Annotated in this window: 19 protein-coding genes; 9 read left to right on the forward strand and 10 right to left on the reverse strand. The window is 51.4% G+C overall.

Annotated elements, in window-relative coordinates; genetic code table 11:
• Positions 1-91 precede the first annotated feature (91 nt).
• From EGM51_13360 to EGM51_13380, 5 genes are read left to right on the forward strand one after another with little or no spacing between them, the layout of a single operon-like run.
• The gene (locus tag EGM51_13360; GenBank protein QBG48330.1) at positions 92-3,577 is read left to right on the forward strand and encodes an alpha/beta hydrolase; all 3,486 of its coding nucleotides are present in this window, start codon (positions 92-94) and stop codon (positions 3,575-3,577) included.
• 1 nt (position 3,578) lies between these two features.
• Positions 3,579-4,514, forward strand: coding sequence for a hypothetical protein (locus tag EGM51_13365; GenBank protein ID QBG48331.1), 936 nt, complete (start codon positions 3,579-3,581; stop codon positions 4,512-4,514).
• 10 nt (positions 4,515-4,524) lie between these two features.
• Positions 4,525-5,886, forward strand: a complete 1,362-nt coding sequence (locus tag EGM51_13370; GenBank protein ID QBG48332.1) for a hypothetical protein — start codon at positions 4,525-4,527, stop codon at positions 5,884-5,886.
• A complete protein-coding gene (locus EGM51_13375) occupies positions 5,816-6,820 on the forward strand; it encodes a hypothetical protein (GenBank protein QBG48333.1) in 1,005 nt (334 codons plus the stop codon). The genes EGM51_13370 and EGM51_13375 overlap by 71 nt, the downstream gene beginning before the upstream one ends.
• A gap of 11 nt (positions 6,821-6,831) precedes the next feature.
• Positions 6,832-7,287: a hypothetical protein gene (locus tag EGM51_13380; protein ID QBG48334.1), complete on the forward strand. Its 456-nt coding sequence runs from the start codon at positions 6,832-6,834 to the stop codon at positions 7,285-7,287.
• Between the two features lie 159 nt (positions 7,288-7,446).
• On the opposite strand, the gene EGM51_13385 is transcribed toward EGM51_13380, so the two are convergent.
• Both EGM51_13385 and EGM51_13390 read right to left on the reverse strand, forming a co-directional pair.
• Positions 7,447-10,041, reverse strand: a complete 2,595-nt coding sequence (locus EGM51_13385) for a pyruvate, phosphate dikinase (GenBank protein QBG48335.1) — start codon at positions 10,039-10,041, stop codon at positions 7,447-7,449.
• A gap of 45 nt (positions 10,042-10,086) precedes the next feature.
• Positions 10,087-11,094: a DUF128 domain-containing protein gene (locus tag EGM51_13390; protein QBG48336.1), complete on the reverse strand. Its 1,008-nt coding sequence runs from the start codon at positions 11,092-11,094 to the stop codon at positions 10,087-10,089.
• Positions 11,095-11,273: 179 nt separating this feature from the next.
• Between EGM51_13390 and EGM51_13395 the strand changes: the two genes are divergently transcribed.
• From EGM51_13395 to gltA, 3 genes are all read left to right on the forward strand, one after another.
• Entirely contained in the window at positions 11,274-12,611 is a 1,338-nt protein-coding gene (locus EGM51_13395; protein QBG48337.1) for an NADP-specific glutamate dehydrogenase, read from the forward strand.
• A gap of 110 nt (positions 12,612-12,721) precedes the next feature.
• Positions 12,722-13,555: a sulfide/dihydroorotate dehydrogenase-like FAD/NAD-binding protein gene (locus EGM51_13400; GenBank protein QBG48338.1), complete on the forward strand. Its 834-nt coding sequence runs from the start codon at positions 12,722-12,724 to the stop codon at positions 13,553-13,555.
• Positions 13,556-13,557: 2 nt separating this feature from the next.
• Entirely contained in the window at positions 13,558-15,042 is a 1,485-nt protein-coding gene (gene gltA, locus EGM51_13405; GenBank protein ID QBG48339.1) for an NADPH-dependent glutamate synthase, read from the forward strand.
• An 87-nt stretch (positions 15,043-15,129) separates the two neighbouring features.
• Here the strand turns inward: gltA and EGM51_13410 are convergent, their stop codons facing one another.
• The 5 genes from EGM51_13410 to EGM51_13430 form a co-directional block, all read right to left on the reverse strand.
• A complete protein-coding gene (locus tag EGM51_13410; GenBank protein QBG48340.1) occupies positions 15,130-16,617 on the reverse strand; it encodes a glutamate synthase subunit beta in 1,488 nt (495 codons plus the stop codon).
• Between the two features lie 19 nt (positions 16,618-16,636).
• Positions 16,637-21,232, reverse strand: coding sequence for a glutamate synthase large subunit (gene gltB / locus EGM51_13415; GenBank protein QBG49317.1), 4,596 nt, complete (start codon positions 21,230-21,232; stop codon positions 16,637-16,639).
• A 207-nt stretch (positions 21,233-21,439) separates the two neighbouring features.
• Complete coding sequence (locus tag EGM51_13420) at positions 21,440-21,850, reverse strand: acyl-CoA thioesterase (GenBank protein QBG48341.1); 411 nt, start codon at positions 21,848-21,850, stop codon at positions 21,440-21,442.
• On the reverse strand, positions 21,850-22,932 hold the full coding sequence (rsgA, locus tag EGM51_13425; GenBank protein QBG48342.1) for a ribosome small subunit-dependent GTPase A: 1,083 nt from the start codon (positions 22,930-22,932) through the stop codon (positions 21,850-21,852). The genes EGM51_13420 and rsgA overlap by 1 nt, the downstream gene beginning before the upstream one ends.
• A gap of 136 nt (positions 22,933-23,068) precedes the next feature.
• A complete protein-coding gene (locus EGM51_13430) occupies positions 23,069-23,296 on the reverse strand; it encodes a hypothetical protein (protein QBG48343.1) in 228 nt (75 codons plus the stop codon).
• Between the two features lie 258 nt (positions 23,297-23,554).
• Between EGM51_13430 and EGM51_13435 the strand changes: the two genes are divergently transcribed.
• On the forward strand, positions 23,555-24,073 hold the full coding sequence (locus EGM51_13435; protein QBG48344.1) for an adenine phosphoribosyltransferase: 519 nt from the start codon (positions 23,555-23,557) through the stop codon (positions 24,071-24,073).
• Positions 24,074-24,090: 17 nt separating this feature from the next.
• Here EGM51_13435 and EGM51_13440 read toward each other — a convergent pair whose 3' ends face one another.
• The 3 genes from EGM51_13440 to EGM51_13450 all read right to left on the reverse strand — a co-directional run bounded on the left by EGM51_13440 (position 24,091) and on the right by EGM51_13450 (position 26,015).
• Positions 24,091-24,636: a peroxiredoxin gene (locus EGM51_13440; protein QBG48345.1), complete on the reverse strand. Its 546-nt coding sequence runs from the start codon at positions 24,634-24,636 to the stop codon at positions 24,091-24,093.
• 87 nt (positions 24,637-24,723) lie between these two features.
• A complete protein-coding gene (locus EGM51_13445) occupies positions 24,724-25,317 on the reverse strand; it encodes a hypothetical protein (GenBank protein ID QBG48346.1) in 594 nt (197 codons plus the stop codon).
• A gap of 119 nt (positions 25,318-25,436) precedes the next feature.
• Positions 25,437-26,015, reverse strand: coding sequence for a thioredoxin family protein (locus tag EGM51_13450; protein ID QBG48347.1), 579 nt, complete (start codon positions 26,013-26,015; stop codon positions 25,437-25,439).
• Positions 26,016-26,080 lie beyond the last annotated feature (65 nt).

Below are 26,080 nucleotides of genomic sequence, written 5' to 3' on the forward strand. Positions count from 1 at the left end.
ACAACGTCCCGCCTCACACTTTTTTAAGTTTAACCTTTTATAGATTTCTCTTTTCTTCTTATATTTTCTATATTTAAGCATGGGAAAGTTTATGAAGAAAAGGGAATGGAAGCTGTCGGGTGTTCTGGCGGCGTTTTGTTTTCTGAGCATGCCGGAATCCATGTTCGCTCAGGAGTTCCGGATCAGCGAATACGATGGAGATTCGATTACGGTTGAATATCCTCCGTGTTTTGACGGGGCCTACCTTTTTGTCGAGCAGGGGACCAATCTTGTCGATCAGAACTGGGAAACCGTGGATTATACGCAGGTCAGCCTGGCGGAGGAGGATGCGGTATCCTTTGCCGTGTCTTCGACCGGCCGGACAGCAGCTGCCACGGGAGCGATTTCAGCCGCCGAATTGCCGGAGACCGGCGGAGAGCATGAAAGCGGATTTGTCCGGATCAGTGCCGTTTCTTTCGTGGATTCCGACGGGGACGGTCTCGACAATGTCACGGAATATGCACTGAACCTGAACCCGTATGAAAAGGATGCCCCGCAGGTTTCACTGCCCGAAGATGACGGCGATCCCCGGCCGGTGCCGGGATCTGTCGACAGTGCTCCGGGCGACTGGAATACGCCGCCGTCTGCAGTGTACCGGAATGCAGGATCTGCCTATGAGCTGATCAATCATCTGATTCTGGCGCTGGAAGGAACCAACGGAACGTTCACGGCTCAGACATCTGCTGCAGCGCTGGGCGGCTGGATCGAACAGCAGTGCGGGAGCTGGTATCCGCCGCTGGAGAATGATCGGTTTCCGATTGTGTACGGCGGCCGTTTTTTCAGGATGGAGACCAATGGATTTGAATGGGTCGGAAAGGAGCATATTTATCCGTTGGCTTTTTATGATTATGCGGCATCCGGCTATGCGGATGCCGTGCCTCAGTTTATCAATCATCTGGTCCGTTCGTCCGAAACAGACCGGCCGGGACTGGCGCTACTGCCGGACGGTTCCTCCGTTCTGGTCAATGCGGAAAATCCGTGGACTCCGGAAAAGGTGAATGCCTGTCTGCAGCAGTTCAGAACGGTGGTCTGCCGGCTGCAGTCGGTAGATGAAAATGGCGGTTTTGCGGCATCAGACAGCAACGCCATGGCCAGAGCAACGTGGAATTACTGGGGCACCTATAATGCCGCAACGGAATATTATCATCAGCCGCAGCAGCTGATCCGCTCTGAGTGGAAATATAATGCTGAACAGGGGGAGTGGGAGCAGGTCCCGAATGAAGACGGCGCCATTGTCACCATTTTCGCTCAGAATCAGCAGTTTGAATTTACGGGAAATCTGCGCCGGTATGGCTTCGGCAGAACGGTCCACCGCGGTTATATGAAACTGATGGATGAGGTGGAATGGCAGATTGGATATCCCGATGAAACCAGTGCATATAAACGCAGGTATGACCATCTCCCGGAAGGATTCCGGACCAACGGAATTTTCCGGACATTCACCGCCTCGGATCATGAAACCGCCTGGCTGGCCGCCGCGGCAACAAACTACAGCGCCGAAGCGTTCTGGGACTGGACGGCGCCGGATCTGACGGGCGGTACAGCGTGGACCGACCGGACGCTGGTTTATGACCGGGGCGGTTATATTGCGGACGGCTATGTGTATTCCGGATACTATCCCTCCTATGTCTCTCCCGATGACTATACCGTTCTTTCAACCCTGTCGCCCCCGGTCTTTACCGAACAGTCGCTCATTATGGATATGGACCGCAACGGCGCCATTGATGCCGACGACTTCTATCGTGTGGACGCATCCCATCCCTACCGCTTCTGGATGAATGAAGACGGTAACGATGCGGCCTATCCTGAAGCCGATATGGAGGATTTCTTTCCTGCCATGTTCAAAGGAACCGGTTCAGCCCAGACCTTTAAACTGTCAGCGAATATCGACATGGATTATATTCAAACCACCATGTTAACCAACAACACCCAGGCGTATTTACATGATATTGATCTGGCGCAGTCGCTGGCCGGTCAGATCCGGTCCCTGGATGCCGGCGATCAGAGCCCGGCTGTTTTTTCAGAAAACGAGATCGTTCTGCTGGCGGCATCTGAAGTAAACACTAATGCACAGATCTATGTCCACACGCTTGAAAACGGGGTGGAGATCTCAATTTCCACCAACTATTTCTCCTTCAGCTCCGTCACCAACATGTACCGCATCAAAAACCTGCGGGCCGGCGGTGTCAGCTTCCTCGATCCACCTTCCAACTGGCCCGACGAACTCACCAACGACAGGGACTTCGTTTTTGTGCATGGGTATAACGTGACGGAATCAGCCGGACACGAATGGAACAAAACCATCTTCAAACGCCTCTGGCACTCCGGCTCCAACGCCAGATACCATGCTCTGCTCTGGGATGGATCGCCGCCCGCAAGCGGAGATAAAAAGCATTATCATAATGCGGTGGTTAATGCTTTTGCCACAGCACCGGATTTTGCCGATTATCTTAATTCATTGAATGATCCTGTAGTTGCCGCACATAGTTTGGGAAATATGGTGACCAGTTCAGCAATCTGTGACCACGGTGCAAATGTTTATCAATACTACATGCTTAATGCCGCTGTTGCCAAAGAGGCTTACGGGGATTCTGCCCCAAACGAAAACATGATTCCGGATGGAAGCCTCATATATAACCAGAACGAAGGGATTTTTTCGGTGCTTGGTTATAGCTGGCACAAATATCCATTCGAAACCTACGCTTCCGAATGGTATCGATTGTTTGATACGTCCGACGCCCGGTCAGAACTGACGTGGCGGCACCGCTTTGCTGATATTCAAACAAAGACCGACGCCTTTAACTTTTACTCCTCAACCGAAGATATTCTGCGGGTGGACACGGGATATACCACCATTGTCAGCGGTCTGCTTCATGGCGATCTCGGCCTATATGCCTTTCAGCTACAGGAACTTTTCAAGGGGAAGGATGACCCCATCGCAAACGCCGGTGGCGGCTCTGATCCCTATACCGGCTGGGGATTTACGACGAATAGTGATACACACATTTTCAGTATGGGCATTCCGCGCACAGATATTGGTCTAAACCTCTGGCCCAGATGGCCGCACTATCATCATGAACAACTCGAGACTAATGCCGCAAACACCGCTGTTCGTAATGCTTTCCGCGAAACACTTAAAACAGACCCACTCTTTCGTCCAAATCCTCCCGTTTTGTTTGAACCGGGAGCTGAAGCCTTTGCAGGCTCGACCATCGGCCTATGCGGATATACGTTTAACTACGACCTTCCAAGCGCCACTATAGATATTGCGGATGTCCCCGTTCGCGACTACCTGCTCGCAAAATCCTTCCCCGCCCGCACCGGGGCCTTGGGTTCGAGGGCAATAAGCGAGCAGGTTTCTACTGAATGGCAAAAAGCTACTTTTGACATGTTTAATTTATATAGAACAGATGAAGATGCATGGCCTAGTCGAGAAGGTATAAATAATATAAGGGTGTGGAAACATAGCGATTTTCGGAATGTTCCTTATGTGCATGTGTACCAACTGTATGAAAAAATAACGGGGAAGGAGAACTAGGATGAAGTTGTTCGTTAGTTTATTAATATTAGTAATGAGTTCCGGTTGTGCCATCGGCAAACCTGCGAACGTAAAATGTACGGTTAAAGTTTTGGATGCAGAAACCGGTCTACCGATCACTAATGCAGTTGTTCAGAATTATTTCACGGAAAAATACGATCCATGGGGAAATGAGAAAAATATTGTTAAAGAGCAGAAAATTCCCGTTGATGAAAATGGACAAGCTATTTTTGAAGGGAAAGACCTTTATGGCGGAGCTGGAGGTACCGCTTATGCTGAAGGATATTATACTGGCAGTGCGGGAATAAAATCCCGGAGAAAAAACATTATCCTCAACCGCTGGGAGCCGTGGAACCCGACGATTGAGGTGAAGATGCGGAAAATAAAAAATCCAGTGTCGATGGTGCATAAGCAAATAGAGTGGAAGCTTAAGACCCCCAAATATAACACACCGATTGGGTTTGATTTGGAACAGGGCGACTGGATTCAGCCTTATGGGACTGGCATTATTAGCGACATGCTGATTGAAATCATTCCCCTGAATCCGGCGGAAAAAGGATCACAATGCCGCATCACCTTTCCGAATGAACGGGACGGAATTCAGGAACATAAATTCCAATGGCCGTCATCAGAATTCAAGTGGCCGTATCTGGCTCCGACAAACGGATACAGCAATATGCTGGAAAGGAATTATGTTCTCAATCTCCCGAAAGTTGCGGGCGCGCCGAAACATACGCTTAAAAAAGAGGTGAACTATATTATTCGAACGCGAACGAAGGTTGATGATGAGGGCCAAATTATTTCAGCCTGTTACGGATGTTTTGAGGGTGAAATCATGTTTCTACCCAAAGGAGAATTCAAATTTTCCTATCATTTCAATCCGGTTCCGAACGAGCGGTCGCTGGAATGGAACGGTTTGAATCTGCTGAAAAATTGATCTTTGACAATTGAAAACCGACCCGCGCTTCCGCCCCGAACCCGAAGAGCTGTTCAGCGGGAAGGCCGCCGCTTTTGCCGCTGGAACCATCGGTACGCACGGCGGAAATCTCGAATATCACGGCATAATCCGGGACGGTATTGGAGAAGGTTCCTTACTGACGCATTACCAGAATTCAGTGGTGAACGCTTTCGCGACTGCTCCGAGGGTTGCTGACTATATTCAATCCCTCTCATCCACGGAAACCATTGTATTGGCGCATAGCCTGGGCAATATGGTGGTCAGTTCTGCTATCTGCGAATACAATGCCCCGGTCCGGCAGTATTATGCCTTAAATGCCGCTGTGGCACTCGAAGCCTACGGAGATGTAACGAGCAATGAAGCCTTAATTCCGGATGTCTTTTTTTGCTGGGAACGGGAAGGGTTTCTGGATTATGAACGGCGGGGCTGGCGGGACTATCCGCATGAAACCTGGGCTTCGGAATGGTATCGTCTGTTTCCGGAAAACGATCCGCGGGCAGAGCTGACCTGGCGGCACAAGTTTGCGGATATTCAGAAAAAAACAGCTGTATTCAACTTTTATTCCAGCACCGAGGATGTGCTTCGTGTGCTCGACGATGTAAATTCCATTATCAAATTGATCGACTGGAGTTCCGTCCGTCCCGAATTACGGTTTCATGTTTTTCCCCTGACTTTTACCTCTGACAAAAAATGTGCATGGCAGTTACAGGAAATGTACAAAGGATTAAATGACTGGGTAGCAACGTATTTCGGAGGAGGATCAAGTAAGCAGGCGGGATGGGGATTTACGAAGGAGGATGGAATGCATGTAAAAACTGTACGGAAAAAAACACCGGGCAGCCATCCCCCAAGCTACAGCTACAGAAAGTACACGGAAACTCCTGCCGCAGCCACCAATGCACTGAGTACTTTGCCGGGTAATGAAACCCGGCGGGCAGACTATCTTGAAAAACTGAAAACCGATCCGCTCTTCCGGAAAGAACCGGCGATCCTCTTCGATGAAAACCATGCGGCGGATTTTGTGTCCGGTACCGTCAGTGACTATGCCGGCCATCTTGATTATACCAATGATGACACCGAACTTGATATTTCTAATGTTATTGTCAGGGATTGGCTTCTCGCAAAAGCATTCCCATCAAGGACCGGGCCGATGGGAAGTGCAGAGAATAAAGAGTGGGATGCATTAATCGGAAATTACGACATGTCAGCGTTGTACATGACCGATCCGGGGAAATGGTTTCATGATAAAACCTATCAAGAAAGGCCGACCTGGAGGCATAGTGATTTCAGAGACGCACCATATGTTCATGTTTATAAGTTGTATAAAAAAATCACTGGCAAGGAGGATTAAGATGAAATGGTTTCTTCTGCTCATATGTATGCTCAATTCGAGTTGCACGTTGGCTTCATTACCAAAAGCGAAATATACAGTGCATGCAACCGATGCCGAAACTGGTTTGCCCATTACGAATGCTCTGGTTCGCACAGGGTTTGAACATCAATACGACCCGTGGGGCAACAGGCCCAATATAGTAGATCGGAGAAAAGAAGCTTTGGATGAAAATGGTTTTGTTACGTTCTCTGGAAAAACATTGGGGAACGAATGGGGAGGTAATGTGCATGCCGAGGGTTATTACAGCCACGGGTTCGGCATGAAATACAAACATAACGTTGTTCTCAACCGCTGGGAGCCCTGGAACCCGACTTTTGAAGTGAAGATGCGCCCGAAGAAGAATCCGGTGCCGATGTATCATAGAGAAGGTCATTGGAGTGCATTTAAAGTGCCCGAGTACGAAAAGCTTTTAGGGTATGATTTGGAAAAGCAGGATTTTGTTTCTCCCCATGGAAAAGGCTCAAAAGCAGATCTGTTTTTTGAATTTAAACGGGATTTCAAAAACTCTCAGAATTACGATGTTTCATGCAGGCTGACATTCCCTAATGAGCATGACGGCATTCAGGAATATTATTTTGATGAAACAATACGAAGCAGTTTCAAGTGGCCATATCTTGCTCCGACCAATAGTTACCGACCGACTGTCGAATGGCATTCAACTCGAAGTAATGCCGGGGCTATAAGCAATAATTTCAAAGAAAACGTGAATTATATTTTTCGGGTTCGAACACAGGTTGATGATGAAGGAAATATTACATCCGCCTGCTATGGGAAAATATCCGGTCCCTTCGGACTCGGATGGGCCGATTGGGCAAACTGGGTGTATTGGTTTAATCCTGTTCCGAACGAGCGGTCGCTGGAATACAACGGTGTAAATCTGCTGAAGAAATGAAGGGATATTACATGAAGATCAAACTCCTTATGACGTTGATGATGTTTGCATTGGCCGGCGTTTCTACAGCTGGCGTTCCCGGGATACCGATTTTGAATATCAAGGCAGGATATCCGCAGAAACTGTCTGGAGAAGTAGGGTGGATTTTAGGACCTTCTCGTGACGGAGGCAGTTGGAACACCGAGTCGATGGGAGCATACGTATCCATAAGTCCGGGGATTGCGGGAACCAAACTTTCTGTCGGATATGCTGCACTTGACGTTAATATGATAGGTTGGGCAGGAGCTCGCTTATCGGCAAGCTATCTGTACATCTATGATGATGTAGGCAAGTATGATGCGGAATCCCAATATCTGGGGCCTGAATATAATTTGAGCATTTTGTTGTTTACGGCCAATCTCGGAGTCTTATGGCCTGTAAATGGCGGTGATCCAAGGATCATTGCCGGAATTGGGGTCGGGTGGTAAATCCTGAGGACAATCCGGTTTTTAGAAGATGACTTCAGTTTTGCCTGTTATTTGTACTGCCGCAGTCTGGAGTCTGACAAGAAGCCGTATTGGTTTTGAATACTGACCCGCTTTTCTCCGCATAGGGAGTGGTCTTATTGCCGGAATATTGTCCGATGACTATGGACGAGTCATATGGCAGTTCACTTTTTGATGCAGTGCGTCGGCGATAATCCGAATGCCGCCGTTGCTGGGTGCCACGTCGGCGGCGTCGATGACGCGGACGGTGTCTTCCCATTTTCCGGCATCGGGTACGAGTTCCAGCAATTTACTGGGTGCCGCTTCGAAAAAGGCGGTGTTGAGGAAGTTTTCTCCTTTGTCGGGGAAGAGTGCAAGATAGAGCATATTCATTTCGACCAGCTCATTCAGAAAATGGGTTCCGAGTGAAACATCTGGAATGAGATTTTCATGCATAGCGACAATTTCACAGAGAATGGAGACCGTGTTGATGTCGCTGAACGAAACCGGAATGCCGAGCGATGGAGAGCTGGTTCCCCAACGGCCGGGACCGATGATCATGGTGTTCGGAGCGTCTTTTTTACCGGCCCGGTTAATATCGCCGATAAGCCGGGCAATTTCGTGCCGGGTATGGACGGGCAGCTGCCCGTAGCGCGAGGGAACGACATAAATAAAACGTTCGATGGATTCAACCCGGCTCTGACCGACTACTGCACCGTGCGCTTCAACAATGCGGTCTTCATCGGTCACATTGATTTCGGGGAGATCAATGGCTTCAGATCCCCGGGCCTGCAATGGGCGGCACTGCAATAGATTAATCCGATAGCTTCCGTCTTCCATAAAGTTGGCGGTGAACTCAATATCGACCGGATAATTATACGCTTTTTCCAGGGTATCGAGAAGGTCACGCATATCGGCCACGAAGTCGGTTTTATTCAGCAACGTGTCGAAGGTCAGGATACGATAAGGCTTCGTTCCGCGCGGCTGACCGGGATCGATAGAGGAAAACATTTCGACGGGCAGGTTGTCGGCATCGCTGATCAGGTCCATGAAATAACCGGAAACCTCCTGATTGGCTTCAAGATCGAGATAGTCGACGCGGCGCTGGGCATATTGCGCCACTTCATCAAAATTGGCTTCGGGACGTTTGTCCGGAGCGTTGAGGGCGACGATTCGGGTGTAGTCGTCATCCGCCCGGTCCACGGCGCGGGTGCCCAGACCGAAAACCAGACGAATGACACCGGCCTGCGGATCAATGCTTTCATGCCAGGCGTAGGGATTGAACGAGAAACCGACTCCGGCCACCTCGGGATAGAAGCAGCGATTGTGCATGGTTCCGGAAACACGCATAACCAGCAGTGCCATCTGCTCATCGTTGTCCAGCATGCCGCGACGCGCGCGGTAGCGGAGTGCCTGCTCGCTCATTGAACTGGCATAGATGCGTTTAACCGCCGCAACAAAATCCTCCATCCGGCGCTCGCGCGGACCCTGGTTCACGCAGAAAACACTTTCATATTTACCGGCAAAGGAGTTGCCGAAGTTATCTTCAAGCAGCGAACTCGAACGTACGATGAAGGGAGACTGGCCGAAGTAATCGAGCATTTCATCGAACTGTTTCATAATATGTGCCGGGAAATCGCCGGTAATAATCCGGCGGCGGGCCTGTTCGGCTCCCTCCAGAAACTTATCCGGATCGCGCTGGTTCTGTCGCACCCACCAGATCCCGTTACGCACAAGAAATGAGAAAAAGGCATCCGATCCGATAAAGAAAGAGTCCTGTGCTTCAAACAGATCGACAAAATGCGGACGGCTCTTTTTGACGATGGCCTGTGCCAACAGCATACCGACGGCCTTACCGCCGATAAGCCCGGTTCCGATCATCCGCTTCCGGATATCCAGAATATCCTGCAGCGTGAAGTAGCGGGATATAAGCTTCTGCATACTTTCATCACGCGAAATCACCATCCGCACCAGCTGCTCATAAAGGGCTTTTCCTTTTTCCGGTAGATCCGGACGGTATTCCCCCGATTTAAGCAGTTCACGCGCCTGAAGAAAGGAGGATTCCCAGAAACCGAGGCTGCTGTCGGAATGAAGTCCCGACCATTTGGCCGAGGTAAGAATTTCCGAAATAACGGCGCTGGAAGTGACCGGAAGAAACGCTTCGTTATGGCGCACATGCAGCATATTCATGGTGGGGGAATACCGGTGCTGCGCTTTGATCGGCCGTACATAGAGCTCGCCTTTATGGCGATAAACATCGAGAAAAAGCTGCGTGGTTTCCTGAATCGGACTGATCGCCAGCGAAGTATGGTAATTCCGGAAAATCACAAAGTAGGCGACCGCTTCCACGTCAAACAGATACGGGCAGGTAAGCATGAAAAAGTTGCCCAGCATCTCATCGGAATACCAGTCGATCGCCAGCCGGGAAAGACAGTCGAACACATAAAAAGCACCCGATCCGTTTTTTTCGATAACACCGTGAATGGACGCAATAAAGCTCTCGAACCCCTCACCCGGATCAAACTCGTAAACCTCGGCCCCCTGCTCCGCCGTCACGAGTGCTTCATGGCGGGCAAAGCGGAAATAGATCAGCTTCCGGCCGTTTTTAACAGCGGCTTCGCAATACGGCGCAACCAGTTCCCGATACTCTTCAACCGAATCCACCTGCCAGACAATATTATCGCCGGCCAGCACCCCTTTCAGGACCCGGTCAAGCCCCGGCAAACCGGTGGTTAATCCTGCATCCATTGTACTCATCGTTCCTGCCTCTCTCCAGCCCGCACAACCGTATTCCGGCGCACGTCACTGCAGTGCAGCCAACCGGTTCTTCAGTTCAGTGTAATGAAACAGATTGTTGAAATCGACCAGTCCGGACAACGCGCTGGAACGAATCCGCAGGCCGGTTTCCTCAAAAATCGACATCGGATTCAATCCGCCGATAATCACCGCCCCAACCCGCTGAGGCCCCACCGGCACACCGTACAGACTCTGCCCGGGAGCCCCCAGGCAAAGCAGACTGCCAAGCCCCAGCGCCTCAAGCTGTTTTGAAATACTGTGCACCGCCTCGGCACTGTCGGCAGGAAATTCGCGGAAGCTGGCCCCGATCTGCCCGTTGCCCGTTGTAATTGCACCAAGATAATCGGCCATACCGCTACGGATGAAAACCACCAGCGGGTCAATACTCGTCCCGTCATAATGGATAATATCGGAAAAACGCACCGGCACCCCGTTATGCAGCTCGATCAGACCGCCGAAACGCGATTTTGTCGGCACACCCCGGCGCAGTAAAACGCCATTCAGCGTGATTGAACAGACCGTACCAATGCCGACATGTCCCTCCGGAATGGTAAAACTGCCGCAACTCTCGCCAGGAGCAAAAAGAGCCAGCAGTGTTCCCATCGAATACCCTTTGGAAAAGACTTTCTCGATCAGTTCCCGACGTTCGCGGGTGAAGCCTTCCAGTGGAATGGCAGACACATTCACCACCACTGTACCGCGGCGTAAGGCCGGATCAAAATCCATCCGATACGCCATCGCATCAATTTTTCCGGAAAGCAGTCCAACCCCCTCCAGCACCCGCGTGGCATCGGCTTCATGCTTACCTTTTTCCGTGATAATTCTTCCACGCCGTCCCATGTTTTCGGTAAAACCTTCCTCATCCAGTTCGCACAGATAAAGCCGTACCGAACGCTCGCTGATATCGATGCCCTGACTGACGAGCAACTCGGTAATCCGCGTGCTGCTGAGCACCTGACCGCTCCGGTTGAGCACATCCAGAATGGCCAGCCTTTTCTTCTCTCGTTTATCCATTAAGCCACCTCCAAATAACGGCAAATTTGCCGATAACTTTTCATATAACAAGGTTTTTTGAATTTTTTTTTGAGGTTATCGGCCGATTTAGCTATATATCTACCCTTTTCCGGCATATTCACGCTGGATTATCGGCAACCAATTGCAGTTAAAACTGATCATATAACCAAGGAGATCTAATGAACTATATAGACCGCGTATGGGAAAAGGTTTCACAGCGTAATGCCGGGGAAGTCGAATTTCTGCAGGCTGTCCGTGAAGTTTTCGATTCACTCGGACCTGTCATCGAAAAAAATCCACAGTACGAGGCAGCCGGCATTCTCGAGCGCATGGTTGAACCCGAACGCCAGATCATCTTCCGCGTTCCGTGGGTGGATGATCAGGGCAATGTTCAGGTCAACCGCGGCTTCCGTTTTGAATTCAACAGCGCACTCGGTCCGTATAAAGGCGGCCTGCGCTTCCACCCGAGTGTGAACCAGAGCGTTCTCAAATTTCTTGGTTTTGAACAGGTTTTCAAAAATTCGCTGACCACCCTGATGATGGGCGGCGGCAAAGGAGGATCCGATTTTGATCCCAAGGGAAAATCCGACAACGAAGTCATGCACTTCTGCCAGTCGTTTATGACCGAACTTCAGCGTCATATCGGACATCACACCGATGTTCCCGCCGGCGATATCGGCGTCGGCGCACGCGAACTCGGATACATGTTCGGACAGTACAAACGCATTCGTAACGAATTCACCGGCGTGCTGACCGGAAAAGGCATCACCTGGGGCGGCTCACTGATCCGCCCGGAAGCCACCGGCTACGGTACCGTCTACTTCGCCGAGGAAATGCTGAAAACACGCAACGAAACCCTTGAAGGAAAAGTCTGCACCATTTCCGGATCCGGAAACGTCGCCCAGTTTGCCGCTGAAAAACTCATCCAGCTCGGTGCAAAAGTGGTTTCCCTGTCCGACTCCGGCGGCACGGTCTACGACGAAAAAGGTATCGATGCCGAAAAACTGGCCTGGGTTATGGAACTCAAAAACGTACGGCGCGGCCGCATCAAAGAATACACCGAAAAATTCGGTGGTGAATACTTTGAAGGAGAACGCCCCTGGAGCATTAAGTGCGACTGTGCGTTCCCGTGCGCCACTCAGAACGAAGTCAACGGGAAAGATGCACAGGCACTGCTGGATAACGGTTGTTTTGTCGTCAGCGAAGGCGCCAATATGCCGAGCGATCCGGATGCGGTAAATACTTTCATCGACAGCGGTATTCTGTACGCTCCGGGCAAAGCAGCCAATGCCGGCGGTGTAGCGACTTCCTACCTCGAAATGCGGCAGAATTCCTCCCGTACCAGCTGGAGCCGGAAACAGGTGGATGAAAAACTGAATGAAATCATGGTTAAAATCCACGCAACGGCCCGCAAAGCGGCTGAAGAATATGACCACCCGAGCAACTATGTGATGGGTGCGAATATTGCCGGGTTTACAAAAGTGGCGGACGCCATGATTGATCAGGGGGTTGTCTAACGATACAACAGTCCGGCGGATTTCTCCGGAAAACCGCCGGAACATAACTTCCTTTCCCGGCTTACGGGAAAGGAAATTTTTTTATTCAGTATGTTTACAGGGGTGTGATCATGAACCGGATAGTAGAAAAGAAACAACTTTCAGAAACCGTGTATTCCATGCGGATCGAGGCACCGGATATTGCCCGGGAACGCCGGGCCGGTCAGTTTATTATTCTTCAACTGTGCGAGGATTTTGGTGAACGTATCCCGCTCACCATTGCCGATGCCGATGCTGAAGCCGGCACGATCACGCTGATTTTCCAGACCGTCGGAAAAACGACCCGGGCACTTTCCCAACTGAATGCCGGCGATAAAATCGCCGCACTCGTCGGTCCGCTGGGCACCCCGACGCATATCGAACATTTCGGCACTGTTGTTTGTATTGGCGGCGGTATCGGTGTTGCCCCGCTCCATCCTATTGCCCAGGCGATGAAAGCCGCCGGCAACAAAGTCATCATCATCATGGGCGCCCGCAGCAAAGAACTGCTTATTCTCGAAGACGAAATGCGCAGCATCGCCGATGAACTGATCATCTGTACAGACGATGGATCCGCCGGCCGCAAAGCCCTCGTAACCGAACCGCTGAAAACCTTTTGCGAACATGGTCCTAAACCGGATCTGGCCGTAGCCATCGGTCCGCCCATCATGATGAAATTCTGTGCGGAAACCACCCGCCCCTACCAGATCCCCACCCAGGTTTCACTCAACACCATCATGGTCGACGGAACCGGCATGTGCGGCGGATGCCGCGTCACCGTCGGAAACGAAACTAAATTCGTTTGTGTAGACGGGCCCGAATTCGATGGTCACCTTGTTGACTTTGACAATCTGATCAACCGGCTTGGCTCATACAAAAAACAGGAAGAAGAACATAACTGCAGAATCGGACTCAGAGGCGAATAATCATGACACATATTCCTCCGGAACAACTGGCAAAGACCGCCCTTTACTCACTGAAAAACATCCAGCAGCCCCTTTCACCCAAAGACCGCCTGGCTATTCCGGCGCAGGAAATGCCGACACAGGATCCTGTGCTGCGGCGGAATAATATGGAAGAGGTTGCACTCGGCTACAGTCCCGAACAGGCAAAAGCGGAAGCAATGCGCTGCCTCCAGTGCAAAAATGCCCCCTGCATTTCCGGCTGCCCTGTACACCTCAACATTCCCGGTTTCATTCAGGCCATTGCCGACGGCGACAATAAAAAAGCCATCAGTATCATAAAAGAAGACAGCCTTCTGCCTGCCGTCTGCGGCCGTGTCTGCCCGCAGGAGGCCCAGTGTCAGGCTCCCTGCACCGTAGGCAAAGCCCTTAAGTCTGTCGATAAAGCGGTCAACATCGGCCGGCTCGAGCGCTATGTAGCCGACTGGGAACGGAATAACTATTTAATTGAAACCCCGGAAATCAAACCCGACACCGGGAAAAAAGTCGGCATTATCGGCACCGGCCCCGCCGGCCTTACAGTTGCCGCCGATATCCGGCGCGAAGGCCATGCTGTAACGCTTTTTGAAGCCTTTCATAAACCCGGCGGCGTAATGATTTACGGCATTCCGGAATTCCGGCTGCCGAAAGAAATCGTACAGCAGGAAATTGACACCCTCACCGCCATGGGCTGTGAATTAAAAACCAACTTTGTCATCGGCCGTACCCGCCGAATTACCGACCTGCTGGAAAAAGACGGTTTCGATGCCCTTTTCATCGGCACCGGGGCCGGACTTCCACGCTTTATGAATATTGAAGGCGAAAATCTGGTGGGCGTCTATTCCGCCAATGAATACCTGACCCGTTCCAATCTCATGCGTGCATATGATAAAGCGCATGCCGACACCCCGATTTTCGAATCCGAAAAAGTTGCTGTACTCGGCGGCGGCAATGTTGCCATGGATGCCGCACGAACAGCTGTCCGGCTCGGAGCCAAAGAGGTCCATCTCATCTATCGCCGGACCGAAGCGGAAATGCCTGCCCGCGCAGAGGAAATACATCACGCGAAAGAAGAAGGGGTTATTTTCCATATGCTGCAGAACCCCAAACGGATTCTCTCCGATGAAAAAGGCTGGGTCAGCGGCATCGAATGTCTGCGCTATGAACTGGGTGAACCCGATGATTCCGGACGACGCCGTCCTATTGCGATTGAAGGCAGTGAATTTGAGATCGAACTCGACACGGTTATCGTGGCGATCGGCAACGATTCCAATCCACTGATCCGACAGACCACCCCCGGCCTCGAAACCAATAAACGGGGCAATATTATCGTCGATGAAAACGGCAAATCCTCTATCGACCGGATCTATGCCGGCGGTGATATCGTGCTCGGTGCCGCAACGGTCATTCTTGCCATGGGCGAAGGCCGCAAAGCCGCAGCGGCCATGAATAAAATGCTGTCCGAATCATAACCGGATTTCCAACCGGACAAAAGAAAACCCGGAGATTCCAGAATCTGGAACGCTCCGGGTTTTTAAACCGCCCCATCCTACGGGGAGTTATGGGAGAACGGTATCCCCCATCAGATATTTATCCACTTCCCGGGCACAGCCGCGCCCTTCATTAATGGCCCAGACCACCAATGACTGACCGCGACGGGCATCTCCGGCAGCAAAAACACCTTTAACATTGGTGGTATAAACTTCGTGCTCCGCTTTATAATTGGATCGCGGATCGCGCTCCACACCGAGCTGTTCAGCAACCGGATCCTCCGGTCCGAGAAAACCCATAGCAAGCAGGACCAGATCCGCTTCAGTACGCTTTTCAGTTCCTTCAATGGCTTTCGGCATTCTGCCTCCGTTACCATTGTCCACCCATTCCACTTCCACCGTGTGGATGGCAACCAGCTCGCCGGCATCGTTGCCTTCAAATTTTGTGGTCATAATGGAAAACGTCCGCGGGTCCGTACCCTGCAGAGCAATCGCCTCCTGCTGTCCGTAGTCGGTCTTAAGGTTGGCCGGCCACTGCGGCCATGGGTTGGAAACGCGGTTCCGCTCAACTTCCGGTTTCGGCATGATTTCGAGCTGCGATACCCGCTCGCAACCATGACGCAATGCCGTTCCCACACAGTCCGTACCGGTGTCACCGCCGCCTATGACAATGACCTTTTTATCCTTGGCCGAAATGTAATTGCCGTCTTCGAGGTTGCTGTCGAGCAGCGATTTCGTATTCGCATGAAGAAACTCCATCGCAAAATGGACCCCCTTCAGATTGCGTCCTTCCACCGGAAGGTCCCGCGGCTTCGTGGCACCGGTTGCAAGCACCACCGCATCAAAATTCCGTTTAAGTTCGGCGGCTCTGATATCTTTACCGACTTCGGTGTTTGTTTTGTAAACCACGCCTTCCTGTTCGATGATGTCGATGCGGCGCTGCATTACTTTTTTATCCAGCTTCATGTTGGGAATCCCGTACATCATCAGGCCGCCGATCCGGTCAGCACGCTCAAACAGCGTGACATTATGACCGGCCCGGTTGAGCTGTTGGGCACACGCCAGCCCGGCGGGTCCCGACCCCACAATGGCCACCTTTTTATCGGTTCGAACTTCCGGCGGCTCGGGAACAACCCAGCCGTTTTCAAAACCTTTATCGATAATGGTGCGTTCGTTGTCGTGGATCGTCACCGCCGGTTCGTTGATCCCAAGGACGCATCCGGCTTCGCACGGTGCCGGACATACACGACCCGTAACTTCCGGAAAGTTATTGGTGTAGTGCAGACGATCGAGCGCTTCGCGCCAGCGGTTGCGGTAAATCAAATCATTCCATTCCGGAATGAGGTTGTTAATCGGGCATCCGCTGGCCCCGCCCTGCATCATTTCACCCCGATGACAGAACGGAACACCGCAGTCCATACAGCGGGCACCCTGCTCCCGGCAGGTCTGCTCATCGCGCAACACATATACTTCATCCCAGTCCTTAACGCGCTCCTTTTCAGGACGCATAGGGTTGGTCTGACGAACGTACTCTAAAAATCCAGTTGGTTTTCCCATCACTAAATCTCCTTACAAATTAACCGTTGAGCGCCGCGATGTGCATATCGAATGCAGCATCAATGATCTCTTCTTCGGTTTCGTATTCCCCCTTCTCACGGGCCTGCTCAATATAGCTGAGCATGCGCTTGTAGTCGGTCGGAATAACTTTAACGAATTTCGCAAGCGCTGCATCCCAGTCGGCCAGGATGGCCGCCGCAACCGTTGAACCGGTTTTCTGTTGATGAGCAGTGATCATAGCCTTGAGTTCTTCAACCTCTTTGACGGCATGAACCTTTTCAAACTCGATCATCTCCATATTGCACTTATCCGCAAAATCGCCATCGATGTCATAAACATAGGCAATGCCGCCCGACATCCCCGCTCCGAAGTTGCGGCCGGTGCGGCCGAGCACAACGACTTTACCGCCGGTCATGTATTCGCAGCCGTGATCGCCGATACCCTCAACCACCACTTCAGCACCGGAATTCCGCACGCAGAAACGTTCGCCCGCCACCCCGCGGACATACGCTCTGCCCGCCGTCGCTCCGTAGAAGCAGACGTTGCCGACCAGAATATTCTCTTCAGGCACAAACTGTGCTCCCTTGCTCGGATAGATGATGAGATGACCGCCGGACAGACCTTTGCCCACATAGTCGTTGGCATCTCCTTCCAGTTCCAGCTCGATGCCCTTCGTCATGAAAGCACCCATGGACTGACCGATGGAACCATTCAGCTTGATATGAATCGTGCCGTCCGGAAGCCCTTTGTCTTCATAGATTTTGGTTACTTCATGCGAAAGAATGGTTCCGACAGAACGGTCCGTATTAATCACATCAAATTCAGCATGGACCTTTTCACCGTTTTCGAGGGCGTCCTTCGCGGCTTCAACCAGTTTCCAGTCCAGCACATTTTCCAGCATGTGGTTCTGACTTTTACAGTGATAGGTTCCGCCTTCATCCGCTCCGATCGTTTCTTTATAGAGAATCGGAGAAAGGTCCAGATTTCTGTATTTCCAGTGATCTACATCATCACGGAACTTAAGCACCTGGGACTGGCCGACCATTTCATCAATGGTTCTGAATCCAAGCTCGGCCATGATTTCGCGCAGACCGGCCACGAGAAACTTAAAGTAGTTTACCACGTGGTCGGGATCCCCGGTAAATTTGGCCCGCAGTTCTCCGCGCTGTGTGGCAATACCCACCGGACAGGTGTTACTATGGCATTTCCGCATCATGATGCAGCCCTGTACAACAAGCGCCGCCGTGGCCACACCCCATTCCTCCGCACCGAGCAGCGTGGCAATGGCGAGGTCGCGCGAGGTCTTCATCTGTCCGTCGGCCTGAACCACAATACGGTTCCGCAGGCGGTTACGGACCAGGGTCTGGTGCGTTTCGGAAAGGCCCAGTTCCCACGGCAGACCGGCATGTTTGATGGAGCTCAGCGGCGAAGCACCTGTGCCGCCATCATAACCCGCAATCAGAACCGCATCGGCTTTGGCCTTGCATACACCGGCGGCAATCGTTCCAACCCCGGCTTCCGATACGAGTTTTACGTTGATGCGGGCATCGCGGTTGGCGTTTTTGAGGTCGTAAATCAGCTGCGCCAGGTCTTCAATGGAATAAATATCGTGGTGCGGCGGCGGAGAAATCAATCCCACACCCGGTGTTGCACCACGGGTACGTCCGATCCAGCCGTTCACTTTGTGACCCGGCAGATGTCCGCCCTCGCCCGGTTTCGCGCCCTGCGCCATCTTAATCTGCAGCTCGGACGCTTTGGAGAGGTAATAACTGTTCACTCCGAAACGCCCGGATGCAATCTGCTTGGTGGCCGAACACATGTCGTCACCGTTCGGCAGTTTGGTATACCGTTTCGGATCCTCACCGCCTTCGCCGGAGTTGGAACGGGAGCCGATACGGTTCATCGCAATAGCCAGCGTGGTATGCGCTTCCCAGGAGATGGAACCGAACGACATGGCTCCGGTAGCAAAACGCTTCAGAATATTTTCTGCCGGTTCAACCTCATCAAGAGGAATCGACGGTCGGTCGGAATCGAACTCCATCAGACCGCGCAGCGTAAATGCCGCTCTGCTCTGATCGTCCACGGTTTTGGAATATTCCTTATACTTCGCGTAATCGTTTTCGCGCGTGCATTCCTGCAGCAGGCGGATCGTTGTCGGATTGAACAGATGCCGCTCACCGCCTTTGCGCCAGTGGTAGTCACCTCCGGGCTCCAGCACCTTACTTGAGCCACCCCGGGTTGGATAACCTTTGCGGTGTTTCAGCAGGGCTTCCTGCGCAATATCATCCAAACTCAGCCCTTCAATACGGCTCACTGTTCCGGAAAAATAGCTATTCACCACATCGGAATTAAGGCCGACAATTTCAAAAATCTGCGCACCCTGATAGGACGCCAATGTTGAAATGCCCATCTTCGAAAAGATCTTCAACAGACCGGAGTTCACCGCCTTAATATAATTCTGAATGGCCTTTTCCGCAGAAATGCCATTAAGCAGATCGTTCTGTTCCATACTGCAGATGGTGTCGAGCGCCATATAGGGGTTCACTGCAGACGCTCCGTAACCGAGAAGCGTCGCGAAATGATGCACTTCGCGCACATCACCGACTTCCATCACAAGATCCGCTTTTCCGCGCTTGCCGGAACGGATGAGATGATGATGAACCGCTCCCGCCGCCAGCACGGACGGAATCGCCGCATGACCCGGATTTGAATTGAGGTCCGACAGAATGATGATGGAATACCCCTCGTCAATCGCATCCTCCGCATAACGGCAGATACGGTCGAGCGTTTTTTCGAGTACGCCCGGCGCACCCGTGGCCGGGAACAGAATTTCCAGCCGCTTCGCCTGGAAGCGCTGGTGATTAAGCCCGACAAGCTTGGAGAGATCCTCATTGGTCAACACCGGCTGATCAATCGCAATCCGGCGGCAATGCTCCGGCGATTCGGTCAGAATATTGGTGAATCCACCGACATATGTGCGCAAATCCATAACCACCCGTTCACGGATGGGGTCAATCGGCGGATTGGTGACCTGCGCAAAGAGCTGCTTGAAATAGTGTGAAAGCTGCTGCGGGCGATCCGAGAGTACCGCCAGCGGATTATCCGCTCCCATAGAGCCAAGCGGCTCTTTTCCGCCAGTGGCCATCGGCACCAGGATTTCATTGATGTCCTCGTAGGTGTAACCGAATATTTTCTGTCGGCAGAAAAGCGTATTGTCCGCAGCCGGCTTCGCATCATAGTCCGGGGAAGTCGGCAGGTCCTTCAAATGAACCATGGTCTGGTTTACCCATTCCTGATACGGCTTGCGCGAACAGAGATCCGCCTTCACTTCTTCATCGGAAATAATGCGGCCCTGATTTAAGTCGGCCACAAACATCTTACCGGGCTGCAAACGCCCCCGAATCTTAACTTTATCGTGATCGACATCAATCACCCCGGATTCGGATGCCATAATCAGCATATCGTCATCGGTCACGCAGTAGCGCGAAGGACGCAGGCCGTTGCGGTCCAGAGTCGCCCCCACCAGAACACCATCCGTAAAGCAGACCGATGCCGGACCGTCCCACGGTTCCATCATTGCAGAATGGAACTCATAAAATGCGCGCTTAGCCGGATCCATATCCGGATCATTCTGCCACGCCTCAGGAATCAGCATCATCAGTACATGCGGAAGCGAGCGGCCGGAAAGCACCAGCATCTCAATCACCATATCCAGATTCGCCGAGTCGGAGGCGCTGATATCGCAGATCGGGAAAATCATCTCCAGCTCTTCTCTGGAAAACGCGGCGCATTCCAACAGAATTTCGCGGGCACGCATCCAGTTGACATTTCCCTTGTTGGTGTTGATTTCACCGTTGTGCGCAATATAACGGAACGGCTGAGCCAGCTTCCAGGAAGGGAATGTATTGGTGGAGAAGCGGGAATGAACCAGCGCGATGGCTGACACAGTGGCTTCGTTCTGCAGATCGAGAAAATATTTCGGAACCTGCTCGGTAACCAGCTGCCCCTTATAGTTGATCGTTTTGTAGGAACACGAAATAATATTCAGTCCGTCCGGACCGATCCCCGCAACAGTTTCATTGGCGATGCGTTCCGTATATTTGCGGAAAACAAACAGCTTGCGATCAAACTCTTCCGCCGACATCCCGTTGGGTTTTCCGATGAAAATCTGCTGTACACTCGGCTCGGTTTCGGAGGAATCGCGGCCCAGATCGGAATTATCGACCGGTACGATTCGATAGCCCAGCAACGGAAGTTTTAACCGGCGCAGGTTTCGCTCAATAATTTCACGGCATTCGGCCTGCAGAGTTTCATCCTTCGGGAAGAAGGTCATCCCAACTCCGTATTCTCCGAACTTCGGCAGTTTGATGCCCTGCTTCGGACACTCTTCCAGGAAAAGTTCATGCGGCATCTGCAACAGAATGCCGGCTCCGTCGCCGGACTTGATATCAAAACCTGTTCCGCCGCGGTGCTCCATCCGTTCTAGCATATCGAGCGCGTCTGTGATCACGGCATGTTTTTTTCGGCCTTTCAGATTGGCGACAAAACCAATCCCGCAACTGGTGTGCTCAAAATCAGCACGATACAATCCCCGGCCCTCCGGCATACCGTACATATTCAGTTCGTCATTCTTACAAACTACCTGCTTCTTACTCATGTTTAAACCTCACGTGGCTCAGTCAAAATAGCGGGCTAATTTGTTCAAAACTCCAGCGTGCGTCAATTCATTTACGAGCTTAAATAAGATCAATACAACGGTTTTGACCAAATTGTAACAATTTATTACAAAATTGTATATTTCGAGCCGCCGGCAGGATCCCTGCTAAAACTCCCAGCCCCTGGAAGCAAATACGTCATCAAAAATATCGGGCTGAATCGGACGCCCTTTACGAGTCAGAACACCGGTAACCGCCCCTTCAAGAATCAGCTTCTCATCCTTTTTCCGATAAATCGCCTGATCAAACACAAACCGGACCCGCCCCTGCTTGTGCATACCCAGTTTCACAATAAAAACATCGCGCGGCATTAACGGAAATTTATAATTCAGATCAACTTTGATCACAACGGCATCAATTCCATCGCGACAGAGCTGTGCAAAATCAATGCCGACATCGTGCAGGAATTCATGCCGGCAGTGTTCGAGATAGTTCTGATACACCGCATTGTTCACAATACCCTGCAGATCGCATTCATAATCGCGAACCATCATCTCCGTTTCGAACACATACTCCATCAGACATCACCTTTCATTTTTCGATTCCGGCTCAGGGTTGAGCGGTAAAACCGACTCAGCTTCCGGTCCCTGTCCCGTTTTTCCAGAGCGGATTGCTCATGAAATGCCGCCTCTTTCATGAGACGGACATAATTTTGATACCGTGCTTCGGGCAGTGTACCCGCCTCAACTGCGGCAATGACCGCACAGCCTTTCGTATTTACATGCGAACAGTCGTTGAATCTGCACTGAGCGGACAGTTCGATGATATCTTCGAATGTTTCGCCAATCCCTTCATTGACGTCCATATTGCCCAGTTCACGCATGCCGGGGGTATCAATCACATGCGCACCGTTATCCAGTGTAATCAGCTCCCGCCAGGTGGTCGAATGTACGCCTTTTCCATCCGATTCCCGGACAGGAAGTGTAAAAAGATAATCCTCTTCTCCCAGCAGGTTGTTCAGCAGGGTTGTTTTGCCTACACCCGATGTTCCGATAATACAATACGTTTTTTCCGGCTCAAAGAGTTCGGCAACCTCCGCCAGGCCATCCTTGCTGTGGTTACTGAAAGAAAAAATCCGGATACCCGGCATACGTTCGTTAATTTCCTGCATCCGGGCTGACAGCTCTTCGGGACGGAGCAGATCGGTTTTGCTCATAAGAATCATCGGTTCAATACCGCTTTCATTCACCATCACCAGATAGCGCTCCAGCCGTTTCAGATTAAACCCCGGACCGAGCGTCTGCATGATAAAGGCCGTATCAATATTTGCCGCAATCAATTGATAGCGTGTCGTGCGGCCGGCAGATTTCCGTTTCAATTCCGATTTCCGCTTCAATACGCGTGTAATGCGGCCGATGCACTCTTCATCGTCAAAATCCTTCACCAGCACCCAGTCACCGACCGTTGGATAATCCAGTTTGGATTTCGCATGATGCCGCAGCCTTCCGGTCATTTTTGCCGAATGGGTGTCCTCGCCGTCCGACACCTCGCACTCGCCCTTATGAATGGCTGTAACCCGGGCAACCGTTAGCCCTTCCTCCATTTCGGAGTTGACCTGATCTGCAAACCAATCGCTGTAACCGAACTCTTCAAGCGTCATGAATTTTCCATCCCTTTTCCAATTGATTGAAAATCGGCCCGGATAGTGCGCCGTTTCGGGCACGGTGAAAAGAGTAAAAAAAGTCCTCAGACAGCCCGGCGGCTGTCTTTATTCATGAACATGCTGTCGACCACATTCAATGATGCACGGCAATTTCAACCACTACATCATCGCCATAAAAGGCCTTCGCTTTCGCAGCCAGACGGGAGAGTACTTCGTCGACCGTATCGCCGGCCTCGGGCTCAATACCAGGCAGACACCCACGAAAACGGGCCTGTCCGACCTCCCGAATGTATCCTTCCGAAAGCTGCATGCCGGCCACTGGATGAACGACCACTTCTTCATCTATGACACATTTCCGCATAACCTGCTTCCTTCCAGTGCGCTATATAATATATACCGCCGGAAAAATCAAGTATGAACACGCGAAAGACAGCATTCCCTTAAAAGGCTTGTTTTTCAATCCCGAAGCCCCCTAATGTCCATACTTTCGCAAATTTTCCGCAGCAGGGGAAAACGGAATTCACAGTACCGATTACATCATTCGCATAACCCGGCCGAAAAGCATGAGTCGCCATTGATTTCCTGCGGCCGAAACACCCTCAACCCTGAAAGGTTTATCATGAAAAAGATCAGCGACGGCATCCGTACCATCACCGACTTTCCCAAACCCGGCATAGAATTCAAAGATATCACCACTCTGCTGAGCGACGGAGAACTGTTCAGAATGACCATCGACGCCTTTGCAGAACGTTACCGGAATGAACGTATCGATATGGTAGTCGGCGTCGAAGCCCGCGGATTCATCTTTGCATCTGCGCTGGCATATGTACTGGGCGCCGGAACCTGTCTGGTCCGCAAACCGGGAAAACTGCCCCACACGGTTCATCGTGAATCCTATGAACTTGAATACGGAACCGATTCCGTTGAAATTCATCAGGACGCCTTTGAACCCGGCCAGCGCATCATTGTGATCGACGACATCCTGGCCACCGGCGGAACCGTCGGTGCCACCGCCAAACTGATTGACAAAAATTTCGATGCGGAAATCGTTGAACTGGCTTTCCTGCTGGAACTCGGTTTTCTGAACGGGCGTGAAAAACTCGGAAATCACAAGGTATTTTCGCTCATCAAATCATAGACGTCCCGCTATGAAATTTAATTTTTTAGCGCAGTCAGCACATGCTGAAGATCTTCAGTCGGTTTTACCTTGTCGGATTTGTAAATGATTTTTCCATCAGGACCGACCACGAAGGTCCAGCGCATGGTCGTCGCCGAACGCGTCAGTTCAATTTCCCTGCCGTTGACGGTCCGTCTGATTGTCTGCGCTCCCGCTTTCACTTCAACACCGAAAGATTGAGCAATCGCGCCCCCGGGATCGGACAGCAGAGGGAAATTGAGTTTTTCCGCAGTCTGGAATGCTTTCAGCCCCGCAGGGTTATCAGCACTGATGCCGACCACACTGAACGTCGGATCACCGCCGGTAATATAATCGCGGTATATGCAGGCCTGTTTGGTACAGCCCCCGGTCATAGCGGCCGGATAAAAATAAACCACAACCGGCTTACCACCGAGCTGCTCTTCCAGGCTCCATGACCGCCCGTCCTGGTCCTGTGCAGTAAACAACGGTGCGGCATCTCCGACTTCCAATGCCCGGACAGCCGCACTGACAAACAGAACAGCAAGTATTATTTGAATTTTCATTTCCAGTCTCCTTCGAATGACTGTAACGCGGGGCAGACATAAAAAAAGCCCGGAATGCACCGGGCTTTCGTCAAAAGAACAAACCGTTTAGAGCGTTCCCATCTGTTCCAGCAGACTGGAGGCTTTCTCAGCATCCGTTTTCGGAGCAGCCGGGGCCGGAGCCGAAGCCGGTGCGGCTTCAACAACCGGAGCAGCCTCAACTGCAACCGGAGCACTTGCCGGAGCCGTGGAAATACTGGACATATTCTTCTTGAACATTTCGAAGCGGCGCTTCAGTTCCTGATGTTCAACATCCAGTGTGTTCAACGCAGTTTCAGCTTCTGTTGCACGCTCTTCAGCAGCAGTTAACTTGGCTTTGGTGATTTTCAGCTCGGATTCAAGCTTGGAAACTTTGGATTTTTCAGCCGCGAGTTCTTTAGATGTCTGAGCAGATTTCTGCTGCAGGTCCTGAATCCGTTCGGTTGCATCATCCAGTTCAATACGTCCCTGACGCACTTTCTTCTTTTCGTTGGAAACCAGCTCTTTCTGTTCTTCGATCTCGCCTTTCAGCTTATCCACCTCTTCCTGGTGCTGAGTTTTGAGATCCTCTATAATCATGTTATGCTCTTCCTCCGGAATACCACAACCACTGAGCATTCCAATAGTTCCAGCCGTTACCAACAACATTGCGATCTTCTTCATGAGTATCCTTCCTCTGTTAAGGTTCAATATCGCTTTCCCCATAAATATAGCCAGTATATGGCGGGTTTTTATAAATTCAACCCCTCTGACCGACTTTATTCCATTAGATTAATATCTTTTCAAACCAGGTCGCACGCCTCCGGCGGCATCCATTTCCGGTCTTTTCCTTCCCATTTCACATTACAACCGATCGGATTGGTTACCGGCACACTCACCGGTTTGCCCGCCAGCAGTTCCTCCAGCGCATCCTCCAGCTCATGGGTCGTTGCCTGCGTATGATCCCGCGGCGTATCAATCGCACGCCCTACATATGCCAGTTTCCGTTCTTCATCAAAGACATAGAAATGCGGCGTGCGCAGCGCGCCATAAGCCTCCGCGACCTCCTGACCGGCATCGTGCAGATAAAGCCATGGAAATTTATATTTCTCCATCCGCTCAACCATATGCTCCCAACTGTCCTCTTCATACGTATTCGGACTGTTCGAATTAATGGCCACAAAACGCACATCCGATCCTTGGAATTTTTCCGCAATTTTCCGGGTATTTTCATCCGAACCGATCACATACGGACAATGGTTGCAGGTAAAAAAGATGACCAGAAACTTTTCGTTGAAATCGTCCAGCGCATAGGTTTTCCCATCCGTGGCCGGCAGGCTGAACGCCGGTGCCCGCTCCCCGATTTCCAATGTAAATGCCATAAATAACCTCCGTTAAATCAACCCTTATTCTCCCCTCACCCCTCCGAAAATCAATGCCAAACCCT

The organism is Verrucomicrobia bacterium S94 (assembly GCA_004299845.1).
Classification (GTDB): domain Bacteria; phylum Verrucomicrobiota; class Kiritimatiellia; order Kiritimatiellales; family Pontiellaceae; genus Pontiella.

Bases quoted from the DNA above. Each gene is read 5' to 3' on its own strand.
- EGM51_13445 (QBG48346.1), bottom strand. From the start codon at position 25,317: ATGAAGAAGATCGCAATGTTGTTGGTAACGGCTGGAACTATTGGAATG.
- EGM51_13365 (QBG48331.1), top strand. From the start codon at position 3,579: ATGAAGTTGTTCGTTAGTTTATTAATATTAGTAATGAGTTCCGGTTGT.
- EGM51_13430 (QBG48343.1), bottom strand. From the start codon at position 23,296: ATGCGGAAATGTGTCATAGATGAAGAAGTGGTCGTTCATCCAGTGGCC.
- EGM51_13435 (QBG48344.1), top strand. From the start codon at position 23,555: ATGAAAAAGATCAGCGACGGCATCCGTACCATCACCGACTTTCCCAAA.
- EGM51_13360 (QBG48330.1), top strand. From the start codon at position 92: ATGAAGAAAAGGGAATGGAAGCTGTCGGGTGTTCTGGCGGCGTTTTGT.
- EGM51_13385 (QBG48335.1), bottom strand. From the start codon at position 10,041: ATGAGTACAATGGATGCAGGATTAACCACCGGTTTGCCGGGGCTTGAC.
- EGM51_13390 (QBG48336.1), bottom strand. From the start codon at position 11,094: ATGGATAAACGAGAGAAGAAAAGGCTGGCCATTCTGGATGTGCTCAAC.
- EGM51_13440 (QBG48345.1), bottom strand. From the start codon at position 24,636: ATGAAAATTCAAATAATACTTGCTGTTCTGTTTGTCAGTGCGGCTGTC.
- EGM51_13450 (QBG48347.1), bottom strand. From the start codon at position 26,015: ATGGCATTTACATTGGAAATCGGGGAGCGGGCACCGGCGTTCAGCCTG.
- gltA (QBG48339.1), top strand. From the start codon at position 13,558: ATGACACATATTCCTCCGGAACAACTGGCAAAGACCGCCCTTTACTCA.
- EGM51_13395 (QBG48337.1), top strand. From the start codon at position 11,274: ATGAACTATATAGACCGCGTATGGGAAAAGGTTTCACAGCGTAATGCC.
- rsgA (QBG48342.1), bottom strand. From the start codon at position 22,932: ATGACGCTTGAAGAGTTCGGTTACAGCGATTGGTTTGCAGATCAGGTC.
- EGM51_13420 (QBG48341.1), bottom strand. From the start codon at position 21,850: ATGGAGTATGTGTTCGAAACGGAGATGATGGTTCGCGATTATGAATGC.
- gltB (QBG49317.1), bottom strand. From the start codon at position 21,232: ATGTACGGTATGCCGGAGGGCCGGGGATTGTATCGTGCTGATTTTGAG.
- EGM51_13380 (QBG48334.1), top strand. From the start codon at position 6,832: ATGAAGATCAAACTCCTTATGACGTTGATGATGTTTGCATTGGCCGGC.
- EGM51_13410 (QBG48340.1), bottom strand. From the start codon at position 16,617: ATGGGAAAACCAACTGGATTTTTAGAGTACGTTCGTCAGACCAACCCT.
- EGM51_13400 (QBG48338.1), top strand. From the start codon at position 12,722: ATGAACCGGATAGTAGAAAAGAAACAACTTTCAGAAACCGTGTATTCC.